Origin of the sequence: Mycobacterium sp. Aquia_213, assembly GCF_026625985.1 — a bacterium.
Lineage (GTDB): Bacteria > Actinomycetota > Actinomycetes > Mycobacteriales > Mycobacteriaceae > Mycobacterium.
Genome location: NZ_CP113116.1, coordinates 1,478,215 through 1,498,947, shown reverse-complemented (window position 1 = coordinate 1,498,947; position 20,733 = coordinate 1,478,215). Strand labels below are relative to the sequence as shown.

Annotated in this window: 18 protein-coding genes; 12 read left to right on the top strand and 6 right to left on the bottom strand. The window is 66.4% G+C overall.

Going from position 1 to position 20,733, the window contains the following annotated elements; translation table 11 throughout:
- Positions 1 to 4: 4 nt before the first annotated feature.
- Both LMQ14_RS07160 and LMQ14_RS07155 read right to left on the bottom strand, forming a co-directional pair.
- Positions 5 to 550 carry a DUF3558 domain-containing protein gene (locus LMQ14_RS07160; protein WP_267734079.1) on the bottom strand — a complete coding sequence of 182 codons (546 nt, stop codon included), beginning with the start codon at positions 548 to 550 and terminating at the stop codon, positions 5 to 7.
- The gene (locus tag LMQ14_RS07155; RefSeq protein ID WP_267734078.1) at positions 550 to 1,101 is read right to left on the bottom strand and encodes a DUF3558 domain-containing protein; all 552 of its coding nucleotides are present in this window, start codon (positions 1,099 to 1,101) and stop codon (positions 550 to 552) included. The genes LMQ14_RS07160 and LMQ14_RS07155 overlap by 1 nt, the downstream gene beginning before the upstream one ends.
- Positions 1,102 to 1,286: 185 nt before the next feature.
- Here LMQ14_RS07155 and LMQ14_RS07150 point away from each other — a divergent pair, with 185 nt between their 5' ends.
- The 10 genes from LMQ14_RS07150 to LMQ14_RS07105 all read left to right on the top strand — a co-directional run bounded on the left by LMQ14_RS07150 (position 1,287) and on the right by LMQ14_RS07105 (position 14,432).
- Positions 1,287 to 3,044: an ABC transporter ATP-binding protein gene (locus LMQ14_RS07150; RefSeq protein ID WP_267734077.1), complete on the top strand. Its 1,758-nt coding sequence runs from the start codon at positions 1,287 to 1,289 to the stop codon at positions 3,042 to 3,044.
- Complete coding sequence (locus LMQ14_RS07145; RefSeq protein WP_267734076.1) at positions 3,041 to 4,945, top strand: ABC transporter ATP-binding protein; 1,905 nt, start codon at positions 3,041 to 3,043, stop codon at positions 4,943 to 4,945. Before LMQ14_RS07150 ends, LMQ14_RS07145 begins: the two co-directional genes overlap by 4 nt.
- 134 nt (positions 4,946 to 5,079) lie before the next feature.
- Positions 5,080 to 5,415 (top strand): DUF732 domain-containing protein, encoded by a 336-nt coding sequence (locus LMQ14_RS07140; protein ID WP_267734075.1) that lies wholly within the window; start codon positions 5,080 to 5,082, stop codon positions 5,413 to 5,415.
- 191 nt (positions 5,416 to 5,606) lie between these two features.
- Positions 5,607 to 5,942, top strand: a complete 336-nt coding sequence (locus LMQ14_RS07135; RefSeq protein WP_267734074.1) for a DUF732 domain-containing protein — start codon at positions 5,607 to 5,609, stop codon at positions 5,940 to 5,942.
- 359 nt (positions 5,943 to 6,301) lie between these two features.
- Entirely contained in the window at positions 6,302 to 7,036 is a 735-nt protein-coding gene (locus LMQ14_RS07130; protein ID WP_267734073.1) for an LppX_LprAFG lipoprotein, read from the top strand.
- A gap of 71 nt (positions 7,037 to 7,107) precedes the next feature.
- Positions 7,108 to 7,470: a DUF4189 domain-containing protein gene (locus tag LMQ14_RS07125; RefSeq protein WP_267735396.1), complete on the top strand. Its 363-nt coding sequence runs from the start codon at positions 7,108 to 7,110 to the stop codon at positions 7,468 to 7,470.
- Positions 7,471 to 7,655: 185 nt separating this feature from the next.
- Positions 7,656 to 8,354: a C39 family peptidase gene (locus tag LMQ14_RS07120; protein ID WP_267734072.1), complete on the top strand. Its 699-nt coding sequence runs from the start codon at positions 7,656 to 7,658 to the stop codon at positions 8,352 to 8,354.
- 283 nt (positions 8,355 to 8,637) lie between these two features.
- Positions 8,638 to 9,792: a BTAD domain-containing putative transcriptional regulator gene (locus LMQ14_RS07115; RefSeq protein WP_267734071.1), complete on the top strand. Its 1,155-nt coding sequence runs from the start codon at positions 8,638 to 8,640 to the stop codon at positions 9,790 to 9,792.
- A 266-nt stretch (positions 9,793 to 10,058) separates the two neighbouring features.
- The gene (locus LMQ14_RS07110; protein ID WP_267734070.1) at positions 10,059 to 11,870 is read left to right on the top strand and encodes a serine/threonine-protein kinase; all 1,812 of its coding nucleotides are present in this window, start codon (positions 10,059 to 10,061) and stop codon (positions 11,868 to 11,870) included.
- Between the two features lie 210 nt (positions 11,871 to 12,080).
- A complete protein-coding gene (locus LMQ14_RS07105) occupies positions 12,081 to 14,432 on the top strand; it encodes an FHA domain-containing protein (RefSeq protein WP_267735395.1) in 2,352 nt (783 codons plus the stop codon).
- A 6-nt stretch (positions 14,433 to 14,438) separates the two neighbouring features.
- On the opposite strand, the gene LMQ14_RS07100 is transcribed toward LMQ14_RS07105, so the two are convergent.
- Positions 14,439 to 14,600, bottom strand: a complete 162-nt coding sequence (locus LMQ14_RS07100; RefSeq protein WP_267734069.1) for a hypothetical protein — start codon at positions 14,598 to 14,600, stop codon at positions 14,439 to 14,441.
- A 259-nt stretch (positions 14,601 to 14,859) separates the two neighbouring features.
- Here LMQ14_RS07100 and LMQ14_RS07095 point away from each other — a divergent pair, with 259 nt between their 5' ends.
- Complete coding sequence (locus tag LMQ14_RS07095) at positions 14,860 to 16,752, top strand: serine/threonine-protein kinase PknH/PknJ (protein ID WP_267734068.1); 1,893 nt, start codon at positions 14,860 to 14,862, stop codon at positions 16,750 to 16,752.
- A gap of 35 nt (positions 16,753 to 16,787) precedes the next feature.
- Here the strand turns inward: LMQ14_RS07095 and LMQ14_RS07090 are convergent, their stop codons facing one another.
- Both LMQ14_RS07090 and LMQ14_RS07085 read right to left on the bottom strand, forming a co-directional pair.
- Complete coding sequence (locus LMQ14_RS07090; protein ID WP_267734067.1) at positions 16,788 to 17,345, bottom strand: hypothetical protein; 558 nt, start codon at positions 17,343 to 17,345, stop codon at positions 16,788 to 16,790.
- Between the two features lie 247 nt (positions 17,346 to 17,592).
- A complete protein-coding gene (locus LMQ14_RS07085) occupies positions 17,593 to 18,768 on the bottom strand; it encodes an adenylate cyclase regulatory domain-containing protein (protein WP_420714667.1) in 1,176 nt (391 codons plus the stop codon).
- Between LMQ14_RS07085 and LMQ14_RS07080 the strand changes: the two genes are divergently transcribed.
- A complete protein-coding gene (locus LMQ14_RS07080) occupies positions 18,767 to 19,261 on the top strand; it encodes a DNA-deoxyinosine glycosylase (RefSeq protein WP_267734065.1) in 495 nt (164 codons plus the stop codon). The genes LMQ14_RS07085 and LMQ14_RS07080 overlap by 2 nt on opposite strands.
- Here the strand turns inward: LMQ14_RS07080 and LMQ14_RS07075 are convergent.
- Positions 19,256 to 20,644, bottom strand: coding sequence for an amidase (locus tag LMQ14_RS07075; protein ID WP_267734064.1), 1,389 nt, complete (start codon positions 20,642 to 20,644; stop codon positions 19,256 to 19,258). The two genes, LMQ14_RS07080 and LMQ14_RS07075, sit on opposite strands and share 6 nt — an antisense overlap.
- Positions 20,645 to 20,733 lie beyond the last annotated feature (89 nt).

Sequence of the window (20,733 nt, the reverse complement as noted above, 5' to 3'; positions counted from 1 at the left end):
CCCGCTAAGAGTTCGTCGAGAGCGTCAGCTCCATCAGCTTGAGGGCCTGCCCGCACGCATCGATACCGGGTGCTTGCGGGTTGACCCACCAACCGACGACACCAGCCGCGTCGCTGGCCACACCACAGGCGCCGTTCGGGTCGTCCGGGCGCATCACGATCGAACTCACACCGGCGATCGTTCGGGTCTCCACTTTGTAATGCAGGAAGTCGGCGACCTTACGTTCTTCGCTCAGGCTGCCCTGCTCGAACCAGAAGCGGGTGATGTCGATCAGGCCGGCCGGGTTGGCCGCCTGCCACCGGCAGATCGCACCGACGAACGTGCTCTGGATGTCGAGCGGGTCGGCGCCCACCGTCTTGGCCAGGATGTCGCTGGTCAGGACCTCGCATTCCTTGAGCAGGTTGGGGTACTGCTGCTGGGAATTGTTATTGCGCGGGACGCCGCCGGCACCTGCCTTGACCGCGTTACCGCCGATCGACCTCGAACAGCCGGTCACCAGCACCAGCGCGCTGATCAAGACGACCAGCGCCGTCCGGACACGTCTGGTCATCATTTCGAATTCGCAATCGATTGACGAGTCAGTTCTTTGGCGATGTCACACGGCGGCGGGAAGGGCTTTTGACTGAAGCTGATCGACCACTCGATGAAGTCGTCCTGGAACTGAATGCCGACCTCGCACAGCGAGTCACCCAGGTTCGGCTCGTTGCCGACAGCGATGAAACCGCTGTGGCCGTTGATATTGATGTCTTCGACGCTGGCGCGCGACAGCTCCTCGGTCTTGCGCTCACGGCCGATCGGGCTGCCGCGGTACCAGGAAAAGGAGAAGTGCGGGCCCAGGATGCCGCCGCCGGCGAGCCACTGGCAGCCCACGGAATTCCGCGCCGTGTTGGTCAGCCCGCTCACCTTGGTCAGCTCGGCAACCGCCTGGTCGCCGATGCCGCCGCACTGCGGAAACATCGGTCCGTGGTGGCCCTCGGCGTTGCCCGGCGTCGTCGACGACGTGCCGCCCGCCTTGTTGTCGCCGGAACTCGAGCAGCCCGCAACCACCGGGATAAAGATCGTGATGGCCGCAAGGGCTAGCGCCGTGAGATTACGACGCACCGCTACGCTGCTTCTGCTCAGCCTGTTGCTGGTCCACACGATGCACTGTAGCGGCAGCCCAGCGGGTCAACCACCGACGCGCCACCTGAGCAGGCATTTCAAAGTGTTTGCCGGACGCCGCACGCGCACCCAACCGGCCGGCGGTGCTCAGCGCCGCGACGCGTGCCGTATGCGACAGTTACCAAATGCTTCTGGCACTGCTGCGCCAGTACATCCGGCCGTACCGCCGGCTGGTGGCGGTGCTGATGGCGCTTCAACTGATCAGCACGCTGGCGACGCTGTACCTGCCGACGGTCAACGCCGCGATCATCGATGAAGGCGTCGCCAAGGGCGACACCTCGACGATCGTCCGGCTCGGCATGGTGATGCTGGCGGTCACCGGGCTGCAGGTGCTGTGCTCGATCGGGGCCACCTACTTCGGGTCGCGAACCGGGATGGGGTTCGGCCGCGACCTGCGCCTGGCGATGTTCGAACAGGTCACCACCTTCTCCGAGCCCGAGACCGCCCGATTCGGCGCGCCGACGCTGCTCATCCGCAGCACCAACGATGTCCGGCAGATCCAGTACCTGGTTCAGATGACGGGCACGGTACTGATCACCGCGCCGATCATGTGCATCGGCGGAATCTTCATGGCCATCCATCAAGAGGCCGCGCTGACGTGGCTGTTACTGGTCAGCGTCCCGGTGCTGGCCGTCGCGAATTACTGGATCATGTCGCACATGCTGCCGCTGTTCCGCAGCATGCAAGCACTGATCGATGGCATCAACCGGGTGATGCGCGACCAGCTGTCCGGGGTGCGGGTAGTCCGGGCGTTCACCCGCGAAAGCTTTGAGCGCGAACGGTTTTCTCGCGCCAACACCGCACTGTCGAATGCGTCCCTGACGGCGGGCAACTGGCAAGCGCTGATGCTGCCGGTGACCACGCTGACCATCAACGTCTCCAGCGTCGCGCTGATCTGGTTCGGCGGGCTGCGCATCGATCGCGGCCAGATGCAGGTCGGCTCGCTGACCGCTTTCCTGGCTTATTTCACCCAGATCCTGATGGCCGTATTGATGGCGACGATGACATTGGTGGTGCTGCCGCGGGCGTCGGTGTGCGCCGAGCGGATCACCGAGGTGCTGTCCACCCGTCCCGCTATCGCCAGCCCGCAACACCCCAGGCTTCCGAGCGCGGGGATCACCGGCGTCGTCCGCCTGGACGGTGCGACATTCACCTATCCGGGCGCTGATCGCCCTGTGCTGCAAGATATCTCGTTGACCGCGCGGCCCGGAACCACCACCGCGGTCGTCGGCAGCACCGGTTCGGGAAAATCGACGCTGGTGTCGCTGATCTGCCGCCTTTACGACGTGACCGACGGCGCGGTCCTGCTCGACGACCTCGACGTCCGCGACTACGACACCGAGCGGCTGTGGTCGGCGATCGGCCTGGTCCCACAACGCGGGTACCTCTTCTCCGGCACCGTGGCGGAGAACCTGCGAATGGGCGCGGCCCCCGGCCAGGTGGTGACCGACGAGGAGATGTGGGAAGCGTTGCGAGTGGGCGCCGCCGACGAATTCGTCCGGTCGCACGCCGACGGGTTACAGATGCGCGTCGCCCAGGCCGGAATGAATTTCTCGGGCGGCCAGCGGCAACGGCTCGCGATTGCCCGGGCAGTCATTCGGCGCCCGGCGATCTACCTGTTCGACGACGCGTTCTCCGCGCTCGACGTGCACACCGACGCGCACGTCCGGGCCGCACTGCACGAGATCTCCGGTGGAGCCACCATCATCGTTGTCACACAGCGTATTTCGACGGCAGCGCAGGCCGACCAGATCATCGTGGTCGACAACGGGAAAATGGTGGGATCGGGCACCCACGAGTCACTGCTGGCCGATTGCACCACCTACGCGGAATTCGCCGACTCGCAGTCGGTCGGCGCCTTACGATCCGGTGGCACGCAGTGACCACGGCGACGAACGGGCGCACCCGCGCAGCCACCGCCAGCACGCGATCCCGCGACTTCTGGGGCACTGCGGCCCGGCTGGTGAAACGGCTTGCGCCACAACGTAAGCTGAGCATCACGGTGATCGTCCTGGGGCTCACCGGCACGGTGATCGGCGTCGTTGTTCCCCGAATCCTCGGCCACGCAACCGATTTACTCTTCAACGGCGTGATCGGGCGCGGGCTCCCGGCGGGAATCAGCAAGGCGCAGGCCGTCGCCCAAGCGAGAGCGCGCGGCGACGGGGCGTTCGCCGACCTGCTGTCGGGTATGAATGTGGTGCCCGGCCAAGGCGTGGACTTCGGCGCGGTGGCAACAACACTGGCCATTGCCCTGGCCCTGTATGCCGTTGCCGCGCTCTTGATTTGGGCACAAGCCCGGCTGCTCAACCTCACCCTGCAGCGCACCATGATCGCGCTGCGCGCGCAAGTCGAGGACAAAATCCACCGACTGCCACTGTCCTACTTCGACGGACGGCTGCGCGGCGAGCTGCTGAGCCGGGTGACCAACGACATCGACAACGTCCAGTCGTCGCTGTCGATGACGCTCAGCCAGCTGCTGACGTCGATCCTGACCGTGGTCACGGTGCTGGGCATGATGCTGTCGATTTCCCCGCTGCTGACGTTGATCACCGTGCTGACGGTGCCGCTGTCCCTATTGGCGTCCCGAGCGATCGCGCGGCGTTCACAACGCCTGTTCGTGGCGCAATGGACCAGCATCGGACGGCTCAACGCCCACATCGAGGAGACGTACAGCGGGTTCACGGTGGTCAAGACCTTCGGTCACCGGGACGCGGCGCGTGAACAATTCCGCAGCCTCAACGACGACGTCTACCACGCAAGCTTCGGCTCGCAGTTCTTCTCCGGCCTGGTGGCGCCGGCCACGACGTTCATCGGCAACCTCGGGTACGTCGCCGTCGCGGTGCTCGGCGGTCTGCAGGTGGCCGCCGGACACATCACCCTGGGCAACATCCAGGCGTTCATTCAGTACGTCCGGCAGTTCAACAACCCACTGGGCCAAGTGGCCGGGATGTATAGCACCCTGCAATCCGGGGTGGCCAGCGCGGAGCGGGTGTTCGACCTGCTCGACGAGCCCGAGGAAGCACCGGACCCCGCGCCGATGCCGCCCAACGGCCAGGCCCCGCAGCCGCGCGGGCGCGTCGAGTTCCAGCACGTCAGCTTCGCCTACCAGCCGGGCACGCCGGTGATCGAAGACCTGTCGATGACGGCCGAGCCGGGCAGCACCGTGGCGATCGTCGGACCGACCGGCGCGGGCAAAACCACCCTGGTGAACCTGCTGATGCGGTTCTACGACGTCGATTCCGGCCGGATCCTGGTCGACGGCGTCGACATCACCACGATCAGCAGACAAACGCTGCGATCGCGAATCGGCATGGTGCTACAAGACACCTGGCTGTTCGACGGGACGATTGCGGAGAACATTGCCTACGGGCGGCCCGAGGCCAGCACGGATGAGGTGGTCGAAGCCGCCCAGGCGGCCTATGTCGACCGGTTTGTCCACACCCTGCCGGCCGGCTACCAGACCCGGGTCACCGGCGACGGCGCCAACATCAGCGCCGGCGAGAAGCAGCTGATCACGATCGCACGCGCGTTCCTTGCCCGTCCGCAGCTGCTGATCCTGGACGAGGCGACAAGCTCGGTCGACACTCGCACCGAGGCTCTTATCCAGCGGGCCATGCACGAGCTTCGCCGCGACCGCACGAGTTTCGTTATCGCGCACCGACTTTCGACGATCCGTGCTGCCGACCGCATCGTGGTGGTCGAGTCCGGCCGGATCGTCGAACAGGGCAACCACGCCGAACTCATCGCCCGCCGGGGTGCCTATTACGCGATGACCCGGGCCTGAACTTTCCCGGGTCCGGCCGCGAACCTGAGGCGTTACTGAAATGACGCCAAGAAGTTATTGAGGATCCCTTTAGAAGTGCGGCTGACGCTAGTCCCATCAGCACCCCAACCGCACACCTGAAAGGGACCACAGCAATGTTCACTCGCCGCATCAGCACAATCGCCAGCACCTTCATCGGCGCCGCCGCCATCGGGATCGTCGCGGTCGGCACCGCCGGCACCGCCGGGGCCACCAGCGCCGACGAAGCGTTCCTCGCCCAGATGGACAAGCTCGGCATCTCCTTCAGCTCGCCCGCCGACGCCATCAGCGACGGCCACAAGGTCTGCCAGGAACTCGCCGCCGGCAAAAGCGGGACCGACGTCGCCACCGAGGTCCTCCGCCAGACGAACCTGACCAGCCACCAGGCGGCCTACTTCGTAGTCGACGCGACCCACGCCTACTGCCCGCAACTCGCCCCGCAGCTCACCTAAACGCACCCACCCAATGGATGGGGGGATCCCGGTAACCGGGGTCCCCCCATTCGCCATTTGCGCGCTGCCGCGGTGGGCTCTCGTTCGCGCCGCCGTCGAGCCGGTAATCCGCCTTTGAGAATCCTTTTAGGGGTGGGCGCGACGCTGTGTTCATCAGCACCCCGACCGCACACCCGCAAAGGATCACAGCAATGTTCACTCACCGTATCCGCACAGTTGCCAGCACTGCGATCGGCGCCGCCGCCATCGGACTCGCCGCACTCGCCACCGCCGGCGTTGCGGGTGCCAGCACAGTCGACGAAGCCTTCATCGCGCAGATGAGCAAGGTGGGCGTCACCTTCACCTCACCCGCGGAGGCCGTCAACAACGGCCAGAAGGTGTGCCAGGCGCTGGCCTCCGGCGAAAGTGGCGTCGACATCGCCAACGAGGTCATCGGCCAGACGAACCTGACCAGCAGCCAGGCCGCCCACTTCGTCGTCAACGCGGCCACGGCGTACTGCCCGCAATTCGGCGGCCAGCTCACCTAGTCGCACTCACCCACCCCGATGGGGGGACCTCGGTAACCGGGATCCCCCCATTCGCCATTTCTCGAGCTGCAGTGGCGGACGCTCCTGCACGCCGGCCACCCGTCGCGCTCGACGACGCCGCCGCGCCCGCAACGCCGGGCCGACACCGTAGCGGCATTCGAACACACTGTCAATCAAGGCAATTCATCACCCAGGTGACCGAGCATCTGACCGCGCGCCGACACCCGTCGAAGGCGGGATCACGTTGAAGCCTTCCGAATCCGACATCGGGCTCACTAAGCTCGGAGGTCGGCTGTTGATTTGCTGCGCGGCGATTGCTATGCAGGAAGCAGCTGTGGCCAACACTGAAGGAGACGTCGATGAAGCTCTCGCCTCGCACCGTTACCGCCGCCGCTGCCGCCGCGCTCGCCCTCGTACTCGCCATCGGTGGCTGTTCAAGTAACTCGAGCACCGGCAAATCGCCCGGCTCCACCGCCACCACCTCCAGCAGTGAAGCGGCCACCCTGCTCAAGCAGGCCGCCGACGCGATGACCAAGGTCACCGGGATGCACGTCAGCGTGGCGGTGCAGGGCGACGTGCCCAACCTGCGGGTCACCAAGCTCGACGGCGACATCTCCAACTCCCCGCAAACGGTTGCCACCGGTACCGCGACGCTGCTGGTCGGCAAATCCCCGCAGGACGCGAAGTTCGTCTACGTCGACGGCCATCTCTACTCCGACCTCGGACAGCCCGGCACCTACACCGACTTCGGCAATGGCGCCTCGATCTACAACGTGTCGGTGCTGCTCGACCCCAACAAGGGGCTGGCCAACCTGTTGTCGAAGCTGCAGGGCGGCGCGGTGACCGGCACCGAGCAGGTCAACGGCGTCGCGACCACCAAGATCACCGGTAGCTCGTCGGCCGACGACGTCGCCACGCTGGCCGGCTCGAAGTTGACCGCCCAGAGCGTGACCACGGTGCCCACCACGGTCTGGATCGCCTCCGACGGCTCCTCACACCTCGTCCAGCTTCAGGTCCATCCGACGAATGACACCTCGGTGACGCTGACGATGTCCGACTGGGGCAAGACAGTCACCGCCACCAAGCCCGTCTAGCCATCGGCGTGGAATCGCAACCCGTGAAAACCGCCGGACCGCCGGCATTCGGAAAGGAATCACCAATGAGGATGGTTACTCGTCGCCGGCGGTTCACCGTGGCCGTCGCCGGTATGGCCACCGCCGCCGCAATCAGCGTCGCGCTGGCTCCCGCGGCCGGCGCGGCCGACCAATACGGCGCGATTGCCTACTCCAGCAACGGTTCCTGGGGCCGCTCCTGGGACTACCCAACCCGGCCGGCCGCGGAGGCCACCGCCGTCAAAAACTGCGCCTACACGGACTGCAAGGTGCTCACCAGCTTCACCGATTGCGGCGCCGTCGCGACCAATGGCAGGGCATTCCAGGGCGGGGTCGGCACCACCCTGGCCGCCGCGATGAAGGACGCGCTGAGCAAACTCGGTGGCGGCTCCATCGACACCTGGGCGTGCAACTAGCTCTCCTGCGGTCGGCGACTCCGCCGATGTCGCTAAACGCGGCCTGAACAGGGGCTTTATCGCGGCGAGCGTGCCGGTCCACCGCCGCGAGGTCACTCCAAGAATTCGTGGAGATAACAAATAGGCCACGATCGGAACCTTTTCTCAACCACCCGTAACACCGCGGGACGAGAAAAGGACAACCCATGAAGATCAACAAGATTGCCACGGTCGCCAAGATGGCCACGCTTTCGGTCGTCGCGGGTGCGGTCGCACTTGGATTGGCCGGGCCGGCGCAAGCGGCCGCCGGCACGATGTACGGAGACCCCGCGGCCGCCGCCGAGTACTGGCGCTACCAGAAATACGACGACTGCGTCCTGATGTCGGCCGCCGACGTGATCGGTCAAATCACCGGCGAAGAGCCCTCGGAGCGGGCCATCATCAAAAAGGCGGAATCCACGCCGAGCGTGATCCACCCCGGCTCGATCTACTTCACGCCGGCCGACACCAAGAAGCCGAATTCGGGTATGGGCACCAGCTTTGGGGATGTCCCCACACTGCTGGCGTCCTACGGCGTGAAAGCCATGATCACCAACAAGGAGCACGCCGCCAAGGACGGCATCCCGGGTGGCATGGAGGGTCTCGAGCAGATCCTGGGTGCGGGTCACACGGTCATCGTCAGCGTCAACGGCGAGCTCATCTGGCACCAGCCCGTCGAAAACAAGGACGACAACGGAGACCCGCGCGGCGACCACGCGGTGGTGGTGACCGGTGTGGACACCGCCAATAACGTGGTGCACCTCAACGACAGCGGCTCCCGCGACGGCCGCGACGAGCAGATCCCGATGGCGCTCTTCGTCAAGGCGTGGGAGGCCAGCAAGCAGCTGATGATCGTCACCGGCTGAGCCGGCAACAGGCGGCGGGCAGTCACGTGGTGCACCACACCGCGTCGGCTGCCCGCCTTTTGCGTTTTCGATGAATCCCAATCGGATTCGCGCGAACAATCGATGATCACGCTGGCAGGGAACGCATTTCAGCCCCTCGCAAACGCACGTGGCCGTCGAAGCCACGGCACACCAATCTTGCGGGGTATTACGAATCCGGGCGGGTTCGTATCACAATTACAAGGAATGACACCGTATGGCAGGTAACGCCGCGCAGAGAACCCGGAAGGGCTGGTTAGCGACGATGGTAGACAAAAGTCTCGAACTCGGCCTGCTCGGGCCGTTGGAGATGACTGTTGACGGCACCATGGTGCCGTTGGGCACGCCCAAACAGCGGGCGGTGCTGGCCATGCTGCTGATGAACCGCAACAGCCCGGTCGGCGTCGAACGACTGATCACCGCTCTGTGGGAAGACGAGCCCCCGTCGGGTGCACGGGCCAGCATCCACTCCTACGTGTCCAATCTGCGCAAGCTCCTCAGCGGTGCCGGCATCGACCCACGTGTGGTGCTGGCCGCGGCGCCGCCGGGTTACCGGCTCACCGTTGACGAAAACAGTTGCGACCTTGGACGGTTCATCACCGAGAAGACCGCGGGCGTGCACGCAGCCGCGGTCAGCCGGTTCGAGCAGGCAAGCCAGCACCTGTCGGCGGCCCTGGCGCAATGGCGGGGACCGGTGCTCGAGGACCTGCGCGACTTTCAGTTCGTCGACACCTTCGCCACCTCGCTCGTGGAGGAGAAAATTCTGGTCCACACCGCGAAGGCAGAGGCCGAAATCGCTTGCGGACGTGGCGCCTCCGTGGTCGTCGATCTCGAAGCCCTGATCGCGGAGCACCCCTACCGCGAGCCGCTGTGGGCCCAATTGATCACGGCCTACTACCTGACCGACCGCCAATCCGACGCGCTGGCCGCGTACCGCCGGGTGAAGACGACACTGGCCGACGAGCTCGGCATCGACCCCGGCCCGAAGTTGCGTGATCTCAACGAAAAAATCCTGCGCCAGGAACCGCTGGACGCCAAGAAATCGGCCCGGACCACGGCGGTCGGTACCGTCACCCTGCTGGACCAGCGCACCAAGGTCCCCGCCGGGAAGCCCGCTGCGTACCTGCACGAAGCGTCGGGTCGCAGCTACCCGGTGCGCGCGGCCGAGACCCGGATCGGACGTCTCAGCGACAACGACATCATCCTGGCCAGCGCCAATGTGAGCCGCCATCACGCCGTCATCGTCGACACCGGCACCAGCTACATCATCAACGACCTGCGCTCGTCAAACGGCGTACATGTGCAACACCAGCGCATCCGCTCCGCGGCGACGCTCAAGGACGGCGACCACGTCCGGATCTGCGACCACGAATTCACGTTCGAGATCCCCCGCGGCTACAACAGCGACGCAGCGAACTGAATTAATCGAACGAATAGCATTGCTGCGCAATGAATTTCATGGATGCAGCATGCTTGACTACAGCATGACCAATCACCACAAGGCTTTTCGCCGGACGGCGTCGTCGTCGGTACGCGACGCGACCGCGCCGGGATCTCGCGATTGTCACGCGTCCGAGTTCGCGACGGCTTACCGTGATGGTTGCTAGTCGCGGAGGTTACGAGCGAGGATTCGCCCGTAATTGTTGATATCGTCGGCGGGTCTGCGGCCGGTTTGGAGGATCAGCGATGAGCGAGGAGCAAAACTCGCGAGTGGGGTCGATGTTTGGGCCCTACCACCTGAAACGGCTGCTGGGCCGCGGCGGGATGGGCGAAGTCTACGAGGCCGAGCACACCGTCAAAGAGTGGACGGTCGCGGTCAAGGTCATGACCGCGGAGTTCAGCCGGGACCCCGTCTTTCGTGAGCGGATGCGGCGCGAGGCGCGTACCGCCGGCCGTTTGCAGGAACCGCATGTGGTGCCGATCCACGACTACGGCGAGATCGACGGGCAGATGTTCATGGAGATGCACCTCATCGAGGGCATCGACTTGGACGACACGCTCAAACGGTTCGGCCCACTGACCGCGCCGCGCGCCGTCGCGATCATCACCCAGATCGCCTCGGCGCTCGACGCGGCCCACGCCGCCGGCGTGATGCACCGCGACATCAAGCCGCCCAACATCTTGATCACCCGTGATGATTTCGCCTACCTGGTCGACTTCGGCATCGCCAGTGCCACCACCGACGAAAAACTCACCCAGCTCGGCACGGCGGTCGGCACCTGGAAATACATGGCGCCCGAACGGTTTTCCAACGGCGAGGTGACCTACCGCGCCGACATCTACGCGTTGGCCTGCGTGCTGTACGAATGCCTGACGGGCACCCCGCCGTATCGCGCGAGCACCGCCGGCGAGCTGGTCAGAGCTCACACGGCCGACGCCATACCGCTGGCCAGCGCGGTGCGCTCGGGCATCCCCAAGGCCTTCGACGCGGTGATCGCCCGCGGCATGGCCAAGAAGCCCGAGGACCGCTACGCCAGCGCGGGCGACCTGGCGCTGGCCGCCCACGAGGCACTGAGCAATCCCGATCAAGACCACGCCGACAACATCCTGCGCCGCAGCCAAGAAGCCACCCTGGCCGCCGAAACCCCGCACATCCCGCCACCGACCGCCCCCGCCACGGCACAACCGCCGAGCAACACACCGCCGCCGCCGTACCCGCAACCGAGCTCTGCGCCGGCGCCACCGCAGCACGCACCGAGCCCGCGGCCCTGGGCACCCGAGAGCGGACCCGTCCCCACCCCGAGCCAGCCCGTCTCCGCCCCGCAGTATTACCAAGGCACCAGCGGCAACTGGGGCGGTACGCCGCCGGGCGCACCCCCGCCCGCCGGACCCACGGCGTGGACCCTGGGGCAGCAACCCCCGCCCAAGCCCAAACGCAGCCCCTGGCCGATCGTGATCGGTGCCGTCGCCCTGGTCGTGGTGCTGGTGGTCGGCGCCATCGTCGTCTACGTCGTCACGCAGGGCGACGACAACCCCCAGCCGCATCCCAGTGCGACCAGCACCACAACCCCGCCGAGGACCACGAGTTCGAAACCGACCACCACCACGACCACCGCGTCCGGCGACGTCGACGGCCAGCTGCTCAGCCTGGTGCCCCCGGGCTACCCGAGCGGCGCATGCACACCGGCCACCGCAAAACCGAACACCGTCTGGTCGGATGCGCTGGCCGTGCTCGACTGCGACCAGAACACCAATCCGGGCGGCCCGTCCAAAGCGCGCTACGGACTCTTCCCGAATCCGAGTGTCCTGAAAGACGCAACGGACGCCGACATCAAGCTTCTGACGCTGGTGACCTGCCCCGGAGAAGCCAACAACCCGGAAACCTGGCAGCACCCGAACGACCCGAAGGTCGACGTCGGCGTGGTCGCCTGCGGCACCTACAACAACCACCCCAACATGGTGTGGAGCAACCAGGTCAAGCTGCTGCTGTGTGACGTCTTTGGGGACCCGCCGACCATCGAGGAGCTGCACACCTGGTGGACCAAATACGGTGGCTGAGCCGCAGTAGCCAAAGATCAACCAGCCCAACGGCATTGGATGTCCGAGACGGCGAGCGCCACGCGATCCGAATCTGATCAGCAAACCGCGCTCGGGTGGTAAAAACGCCAGGATCGCACCAAGATCAGCTATACAAGTGGTGGACGTCGTGACGGTACCCGGGGCGGCTAGCTAACACAGCGGAGGCAATGAGTGGAAGACAGGACCGAAATGGTCACCACCATTCCCGGGTTGGAGCTGCGGGCGGGTGGGCGTACCTGGCAGGCCACCGGTGGCCGGTCCTGGAGCATTGGCCGCGCGCACGAAGCCGACATCCAGCTGGACAACCCCAGAGTGTCGCGCCAGCACGCGGTGCTGCAACCGACTCCCGCGGGCTGGGTCCTGGTCAACCACAGCAACAACGGGATGTTCGTGAACGGGCGGCGAGTCGAGAGCCTGCCGATAAGCCAGCCGATCACCGTCGTGCTGGGGTCGGCGTCCTCCGGGCAGACACTCGAGCTCTACCCGATCGCCCCACCGCCCAGCCCCGCTAGGACACAAACCGTCGCGCCGACGACGCAACCGGTCGGCGAGACCACGGTTGCCCGGCCACCGACCGCGGTGTACACGATGGATCAGGTAACCATCGGGATTGGCCGGGGAACCGACAACAACGTCGTGCTCGACGACTTGCTGGTCTCTCGCCACCACGCGGTGTTGCGTCGCTCCGGGAATCAGTGGGAGCTGGTAGATAGCAACAGCGCCAACGGAACCTACGTCAACGGCCACCGGATCGCCCGCGCGATCATCGGACCGAACGACATCGTCGGCATCGGCCATCAGCTGCTGCACCTGTCCGGTGACCAACTCGCGGAGTACACCGACACCGGCGACGTGTCCTACGAGGCATCGAACCTGCGGGTGGTCTCCAACAAGGGCAAGGTGTTGTTGTCCAACGTCAGTTTCGCCCTGCCGCAGCGCTGCTTCATGGCGGTGGTAGGGCCAAGCGGCGCAGGGAAATCCACGTTATTGAGCGCATTGACCGGATTCCGTCCGGCCGGTAGCGGCGAGGTCCGATACGACAATCGCGACCTCTACCAGAACTACGCCGAGCTGCGACACCGGATCGGCTTCGTGCCGCAGGACGACATCCTGCACACTCAGCTGACGGTGCGACGGGCGCTGAATTACGCTGCGCAGCTTCGGTTTCCGCAAGACGTCTCCACCCGGGAACGAAAGCAGCGCATCGACGAGGTGCTGGGCGAGCTCGGGCTGGCGGCGCATGCCAATCAACGGATCGACAGCTTGTCGGGCGGTCAGCGCAAACGCACCAGCGTTGCGCTGGAGCTGCTGACCAAACCGTCCCTGCTGTTCCTGGACGAGCCCACGTCGGGCCTCGACCCGGGCTACGAGAAATCCGTCATGCAGACCCTGCGGGCCCTGGCCGACGACGGCCGATCCGTCGTGGTGGTCACCCACAACACCGCGCAGCTGAATCTGTGCGACCGGCTGCTCATCCTGGCGCCGGGCGGTCGCCTGGCGTACTTCGGTCCGCCGCAACAAGCCCTGAACTACTTCCAGTGCAACGACTTCGCCGACCTGTTCAACCTCCTCGAACACGACACCACCACCGACTGGACCGGCCGTTACGTCGCATCGCCCATCCACGGGGCCCTCACCGGGCCGCACGCCGCCCTGAAAGCCCCGGCACCTGCGGCGCGCGCCGCGAAGCCGGTCGCCCAGCAGAGCGCGTTCGCCCAGTTCACCACGCTGTGCCGGCGGTATTTGGCGGTCATCGCCGCCGATCGCCAGTACGCGGTGACGCTGCTGGTGCTGCCGCTGCTGCTGAGTCTGTTCGCGCACGCCGTCCCGGGCCAGGCCGGGCTGTCGCTGACCAAGGCCATCGAGATGAAGTCCACTCAGCCCTCCCAATTGCTGGTGCTGCTGATCATCGGTGGGGCGCTGATGGGCTGCGCCGCGTCGATCCGCGAGATCGTCAAGGAACGCGCCATTTATCAGCGCGAGCACGGCATCGGGCTGTCGCGCGCCGCCTATCTGGCCTCGAAGTTGGTAGTCCTCACCGCGCTGACCACGCTGCAAGGCCTCATTCTTGGTTTCCTCGGGGTGGTGGGCCTGCCGCCGCCGGACCAGGCCGTCGTCTTGCCTTGGCCCAGAGTCGAAGTGGCGCTCGCGGTCGTCGCCGTCACCGTGGTCTCGATGATGATCGGTCTGCTGATTTCGGCGATGATCGGCAACGCCGACCGGGGCATGCCGCTGCTCGTGCTCGTGGTGATGGCCGAACTCGTGCTGTGCGGCGGCATGTTTGGGGTCAGGGGCCGGATCCCGCTGGAGCAGTTGGCGTGGCTGTCGCCGTCCCGCTGGGCCTATGCGATGGGCGCCTCGACCATCGATCTCGACGATCTGCGCCGGACGGCGGGCGGCGACGAAGACCCGCTGTGGGAGTACGAACCCGGCAACTGGTGGCTGGCCGTGGGTGCCTGCGCCGTACAGGCGATCGTGCTGATCATCCTGCTCGCGCTGCGACTCAGACAGCTTGACCCACAACGCAAAGCGGCCAAGTGATGTTGTCTACGCGTGTTTGGCGACCAGCGTTAGCGCGCTGACTGCCCACGAGCCGCACGTCAGCTGAACCGACAGCAGCCGATACCCGACGTAGTACACGCCGAACGACCATGCTCGCTCGGCGCCGGCGCGCCACTGGACGGGCGACATCGCAGTGAGCATTGACATCCCTTCGCTGTAACCCGGGTGCGTATGGAGAAAGGGCCTGCCCGCGTACTGCGGAGATCCTTGATGAATTCTTGGAACGCAGCGCACATTTGGGGGCCGGGATCGACGAGTGGGCAGCCCGTCGATGTTTGCCGTTGTCGAGCGGCCGGGCCGGCCGGCACATACCGTCATGGGTGCTTACCGGGGGTTGCGGCCGACGGGGTGGGCGGGAAATTGTTGATATGGTCGGCGGGTCTGCGGTTGGTTTGGAGGATCAGCGATGAGCGAGGGGCAGGCCTCACGCGAGGGCTCGACGTTCGGGCCCTACCACCTGAAACGGCTGCTGGGCCGGGGCGGGATGGGCGAAGTTTACGAGGCCGAGCACACCGTCAAAGAGTGGACGGTCGCGGTCAAGCTGATGTCCGACCAATTCAGCTCGGACCCCGTCTTTCGCGAGCGGATGAAGCGCGAAGCGCGCACCGCGGGCCGTTTGCAGGAGCCGCACGTCGTGCCGATCCACGACTACGGCGAAATCGACGGAAAAATGTACATGGAGATGCGCCTCGTCGAGGGCACCGACCTGGACAGCTTGCTCAAGCGGTATGGCCCCCTGACGCCGCCGCGCTCGGTCGCGATCATCACCCAGATCGCCTCGGCGCTGGATGCGGCGCACGCCGCGGGGGTCATGCACCGCGACGTCAAGCCGCCCAACATCCTGGTCACCCGCGACGATTTCGCCTACCTGGTCGACTTCGGCATCGCCAGTGCCACCACCGACGAGAAGCTCACCCAGCTCGGCACGGCGGTCGGCACCTGGAAATACATGGCCCCGGAGAGGTTCACCAACGACGAGGTGACCTACCGCGCCGACATCTACGCACTGGCCTGTGTGCTGCACGAATGCCTGACCGGGGCCCCGCCGTACCGTGCCGACAGCGCGGGCGTGCTGGTCAAGGCGCACATGAGCGATCCCATTCCGCTGCCCAGCGCGGTGCGCTCGGGCATTCCGAAGGCCTTCGACGCGGTGATCGCGCGCGGCATGGCGAAAAAACCCGAGGACCGCTACGCCAGTGCCGGCGACATGGCGCTGGCCGCCCATGAGGCGCTCAGCAACCCCGATCAAGACCACGCCGACGACATCCTGCGCCGCAGCCAGGAAGCCACCCTGCCCGGCAAAGAGAAGCTCGAGCAGCCACCGACGATCGCGGGCACCGCGGCGGCGCCTCCCGTGCAGCGGCCCGTCACACCCCCGCCGCCGGCGCCGACCCCGACGCCGTACCCGCGCCCCGGGCCAAGTGCTCCACCGGTGCCACCGCAGCACGCACCCAGCCCGCGGCCCTGGGCACCCGAGAGCGGGCCCGTCCCCACCCCGGGTCAGCCCGTCTCCGGCCCGCAGTACTACCAAGGCAGCAGCGGTAACTGGGGCGGCCCGCCCTCGCAGCCCGTCAGCCCGTGGACCCTGGGACAGCAGCCGCCACCCAAACCCAAGCGCAATCCCTGGCCGATCATCGCCGCGGCCGCGGTGGTGCTCGTGGTCGTCGTCAGCGCGGTGGCTATTTGGCTGATCATCCCCGATCCAAAGCCGCCACCCGAACCGATAGCGTCGACGCATCTGAACACGCTGCTGCTGAACGCCTCGGACATCAACGCCATCATGGGTGCGACGAACATCCAGCCCGGGAAACCCATCACATCGATGGGCACCTCCGAGATGAATGTGTCGGTACCGGCCTGTCAGGGAGCGCTGTACACGACGCAGGATGCCGCGTACGCCGGAAGCGGCTACACCGGTATCAACGGACTGGTCTCCGCCGAGCCGGGAGACAACAACGACCACTGGGTCAACCAGGCGGTGGTGGCATTTCCGACCGCCGACAAGGCCAAGGCGTTCCTGCAGAGCTCGCTGGACAAATGGAAGACCTGCGTCGGCCAGACGGTGACCGTGACGAATTCGTCGGGCAAGACCTATCGGTGGACTTTTGCCCCCATCCAAGGCACTTCACCGAAGATATCGGTGCTGCAGAGTCAGGAAGGCGCCGACGGCTGGCAGTGCGAGCACGCGATGAGCGTGGCGAACAACGTGATCGTCGACGTCAACGCCTGCGGATACCACATCAGCGATCAGTCGAGCCAGATCGCCGACAAGATCGTCGAGAAAGTCAACAACAGCTAGCGACACCAATGCCTAAGCGGCACTGTGGCATTGAACTAAGCCGGTAGGTCCGGCCCCTGCGCGCGCACATCGTCGACCGCCGACATCGCGTCGCGTAACTTGGCCAGCCATTCCTCGGTGTGTTCGCCGACGAGCTTGACCGACCACGCCAGGGCGTCGGCCCGAGACCTGGCGACACCTGCGTCCACCAACGTGTCCAGCACCTGACGTTCCGGTTGCTTCAAGCGTGTCATCACCGGAACTGCGATGTGCGTGAACAGGATTCGCTCGCCGCCGATCTCCAGGCCCCAAGAAACCTTGCGCCCGTAGCGATCCTGCGCCTCGTCGGCAATACGCATCCGCTCCGAACGAGTCTCCTCGCGGAAACGCGAGGCCCGGCCCTCGGCCCGCGCCTCGCTCTCTTCCGCTGCGTCCGCCAGCTTGCCGATGACGGTGATCTCTTCACGATCGACGACGACCGTCGGGTCGCCGTCGAACCAGGCTTCGGGCAGGCGTCCGGCGAACCATTCCGCCGCGCCGGTGGCATCGGGTTGCTGGGCTTGCTGCCAGCCCCCGGGGCGGCCGTACCGCCGCTGACTGTGATGCGATTTCATAATTACATGATTACACCGTTACACGTGTAATGCGAAGGGGGTTCGCTCGCGGCGAACGCAGCGCCGCGAAAGTTCTTCGGGACCCGCAAAACCGTTGATATGGCCCGCTCATCGGCGTATTTTTGGGAGCGAAGCAGGCCCGGAAGCGGCCGAATCAAAGCGCCGGCAGAGGGGAAGGAGCCGGCCGCGTCGGACCGTGTCAGACGCCCCCCAGAGCCGCCCGGGCCTGCCTATACGTTTGGCGAAATCAGTCGTTGTTGCGGGCCTCGCCGCCCCGGCGCACCCGGAAGAGCTTGACTTCATTCTTGACGCCCTTGAGGCGACGCGCCCCCGCGAAAGACCCGGAGAACTCCCCGGATTCGCCGATCTCGTCCCACACGGAATCGGCGACCAACACGGTGCCCGCGCGCGCTACCCCGGTAACCCGGCTCGCGACATTGACCGGGCTGCCGAACCAGTCGCCGGCCCGGCTCACCGCCATCCCGGCCGACACCCCCGCCCGCAGCCGCGGAAAGTCGTTGTCGGTATCGACGGCTTCGACGAGCTTCAGCACGACATCGAGCAACGGCGCTGGCTCGGGGCAGACGAACATCACCGCGTCCCCGATCGTTTTGATGAACCGCACCGGCGGGGCGGTGATGTCGCGAGCCAGCGCCGCCAGCCGGCTGGCAAGTTGCCCCAGCTCCTCGGGTGACACCACCTCGCCCAGCCGGGTGAAGCCGACCAGATCGGCGAAGGCAACGGTGACCTGGCGCGCGCCCGGTAGCGGCTTGCCCGCGGCCCGTTCGGCGGCATTGACCGCTTCGGTCTCCATCATGTGGCGCAGCTGCATGAACAGCATCTGCTCGATCATCGGGCCCAGCTGCGGGCCGATCTGACTCACCAGCGCCTTCGACGCCTGGGCGATCTCCAGCTCGGTGGCTCCCGGACGCATGATCGCCGCCAGCGCGGCATACCGCATGACTTCGGCGGCGTGGGACAGACCGTCGGCGAGCACCCGCACCACCAGCACGACTTGATCGGGGTTGAGCCCCAGCTCCACGAAGCGCTGGGCGTAGGCGGCCGCTTCCCCGTCGGCGCGCATGTGGATCGCCGCGTCGGGGTCGTCCACCCTGGCCAACCCGATCGCGCGCTGCACGCGCTGCAGCAGCATCAGGTCGATGCTGTGTTGCTCGCTGATCTCCCGCGCCGACACGTAGCTGCCGTCGTCGCCGATGATGCGGCGACTGGCCAGCAGCAGCGGCGGGTCGGTGGCCGCGATCTCCTCGGCGGTGATGCCCTGTTCCAGCAGCCAAGCCACCAGCTCGGCACGTTCCGTGCGCGCGGCGCCTTCGAGTCCGTCGAGCAGATCATCGATGTTCCGGTCGACCGCGTCGTCCACGTGGTCAACGTACAACGCCGACGGGCCATGATGTGAAGCGATGACCCCTCCCCTGCTGCACGGCTTCGCGCCCGTCGTCGACGACCGCGCCCGGATGCTGATCCTGGGCTCGTTTCCGAGTGTGCAGTCGCTGGTGGCACAGCAGTACTACGCCAATCCACGAAATGCGTTCTGGGCCATCACCGGTGAGCTTTTCGGGTTCGACGCCGACGGGCCGTACGAATCCCGGCTGGCCGCGTTGCGAACCCACGGAGTCGCGCTGTGGGACGTGCTGCGCAGCTGCCGCCGAGCCGGTAGCGCGGACTCCGCGTTCGATCCGAAAAGCTTGGTGGTCAACGACTTTGCCGAGTTGTTCGCCAACTATCCGAGGATCACCCGGGTTTACTTCAACGGCGCCAAGGCGGCCGAGCTGTACCGCAGGCTGGCACCCCCGGATGAGCGGCTCACGTTCGAGCGGCTGCCGTCCAGCAGCCCCGCGCATGCCACGCGGCCGGGCGTCAAGCTGGCGGCCTGGCGGGAGCTATTGCCCTCATGACACCGGCGGTCGCCGGTGCGCCCACGGCCGTGCCGCTTCGATCTGCGCGGACAGCGACAACAGCGTCGCCTCGTCGAACGGCCGGCCGACCAGCTGTATCGACAATGGCAGGCCGTCGCCGTCGAAGTCCCACGGCACCACCGCGGCGGGCTGACCGGTGGCGTTCCAGGGCGCGAAGTACGGCACCTGCTGGGCGACCAACAGCAGCGTCGACACCGCGCCGCGGCGCCGATAGGCACCGATGCGAGACGGACCGTCCGCGGTGCCGGGCGTGATGACGACGTCGACATCGTCGAAGATCGACTGGATCTTGGCGTTCATCCGCTCCTCGACCGCCCGCACGGATTCCATCCGTCGATCAGAGAAGAACGAGCCCATGCGCGCCAGAGTGCGGGTGCGGGCTTCGAGCCGTTCCGGGTGGGCCTGCGCGGCGGCGTCGTCGCTGATGCCCCGCAGATAACGCGGCAGGAAGTTGGCGTAGAGCTGGGCCAGTGGATAGTCGGGGTCGGCCGTGATGACGTCATGGCCCAGATCGCGAAGCAACGCGCCGGCCTGGTCTACGGCCGCCAACTCTTCGCGCCCGACCCGCTGCGGGAGCGTGGGGATTTTGGTGCTCAACGCAATTCGCAGTTTGCCGGGATCACGCTTGGCGGCGGCGGCGAATTCGCCCTCGGCGCCCGGGATCGTCGAGGTGGCATCGAGAAACAGTGCGGCATCGGCCACCGACCGCGCGATCGGACCGTTGACACTCAGCCCGTACCACGCGTTGTCATGCGGTTCCAGCGAGACGCGATCGCGTTGCGGCTTCAGGCCGAACAGGCCACACCAGGACGACGGGACGCGAATGGAGCCGCCGCCGTCGGATCCCAGCGCCATCGGGGCCAGCCCGGCGGCGACCGCGGCGCCGCTGCCGCCGCTGCTTCCGCCCGGGGTGCGCCCGAGGTTCCACGGGTTGCGGGTCGCGCCGAAGGTCAGCGACTCGGTGAACGGAAAGATCATCAGCTCGGGCACATTGGTCTTGCCGATGATGACCGCGCCGGCCGCGCGCAACCGGCGGACCGCTTCCGCGTCGGACGGCACCGGCGGACCGTGGCCACCGCTGCCGCACGCGGTCACCTCTCCGGCGACGTCGACATCGTCCTTGATCGCGATCGGCACGCCCAGGAGCGGCAGCCGCTCACCGGCATCGAGCAGCTCCTGGGCGGCATGCGCGTCCTCGCGGGCGCTGTCGGCCAGCACCACGCGATAGCAGCGCAGGTCGCTGTCCAGGCGCGCGATCCGGTCCAGGTAGACCTCGAGCAGGTCCGGGGCGCTGATTTCACCGTCGGCCAGCATCTGTGCCAGTGCGCCCGCACCGGCGAAAGCGAGTTCGCGAGCGTCCATTGCCGCAGCGTAGCCCGCGCGGCCTCGGTCGCGCCCCGGCCGGTTGATCATCTGCGCGAACCGTATGAACGGGTGCGTTCCGCGGCTCG

Excerpts from the sequence above, each read along its gene's own strand:
- LMQ14_RS07140 (WP_267734075.1), top strand. The coding sequence starts at position 5,080 with ATGTTCACTCGCCGCATCAGCACAATCGCCAGCACCTTCATCGGCGCC.
- LMQ14_RS07160 (WP_267734079.1), bottom strand. The coding sequence starts at position 550 with ATGACCAGACGTGTCCGGACGGCGCTGGTCGTCTTGATCAGCGCGCTG.
- LMQ14_RS07075 (WP_267734064.1), bottom strand. The coding sequence starts at position 20,644 with ATGGACGCTCGCGAACTCGCTTTCGCCGGTGCGGGCGCACTGGCACAG.
- LMQ14_RS07110 (WP_267734070.1), top strand. The coding sequence starts at position 10,059 with ATGAGCGAGGAGCAAAACTCGCGAGTGGGGTCGATGTTTGGGCCCTAC.
- LMQ14_RS07115 (WP_267734071.1), top strand. The coding sequence starts at position 8,638 with ATGGTAGACAAAAGTCTCGAACTCGGCCTGCTCGGGCCGTTGGAGATG.
- LMQ14_RS07150 (WP_267734077.1), top strand. The coding sequence starts at position 1,287 with ATGCTTCTGGCACTGCTGCGCCAGTACATCCGGCCGTACCGCCGGCTG.
- LMQ14_RS07100 (WP_267734069.1), bottom strand. The coding sequence starts at position 14,600 with ATGTCAATGCTCACTGCGATGTCGCCCGTCCAGTGGCGCGCCGGCGCC.
- LMQ14_RS07105 (WP_267735395.1), top strand. The coding sequence starts at position 12,081 with ATGGTCACCACCATTCCCGGGTTGGAGCTGCGGGCGGGTGGGCGTACC.
- LMQ14_RS07135 (WP_267734074.1), top strand. The coding sequence starts at position 5,607 with ATGTTCACTCACCGTATCCGCACAGTTGCCAGCACTGCGATCGGCGCC.
- LMQ14_RS07080 (WP_267734065.1), top strand. The coding sequence starts at position 18,767 with ATGACCCCTCCCCTGCTGCACGGCTTCGCGCCCGTCGTCGACGACCGC.
- LMQ14_RS07095 (WP_267734068.1), top strand. The coding sequence starts at position 14,860 with ATGAGCGAGGGGCAGGCCTCACGCGAGGGCTCGACGTTCGGGCCCTAC.
- LMQ14_RS07090 (WP_267734067.1), bottom strand. The coding sequence starts at position 17,345 with ATGAAATCGCATCACAGTCAGCGGCGGTACGGCCGCCCCGGGGGCTGG.
- LMQ14_RS07120 (WP_267734072.1), top strand. The coding sequence starts at position 7,656 with ATGAAGATCAACAAGATTGCCACGGTCGCCAAGATGGCCACGCTTTCG.
- LMQ14_RS07130 (WP_267734073.1), top strand. The coding sequence starts at position 6,302 with ATGAAGCTCTCGCCTCGCACCGTTACCGCCGCCGCTGCCGCCGCGCTC.
- LMQ14_RS07125 (WP_267735396.1), top strand. The coding sequence starts at position 7,108 with ATGGTTACTCGTCGCCGGCGGTTCACCGTGGCCGTCGCCGGTATGGCC.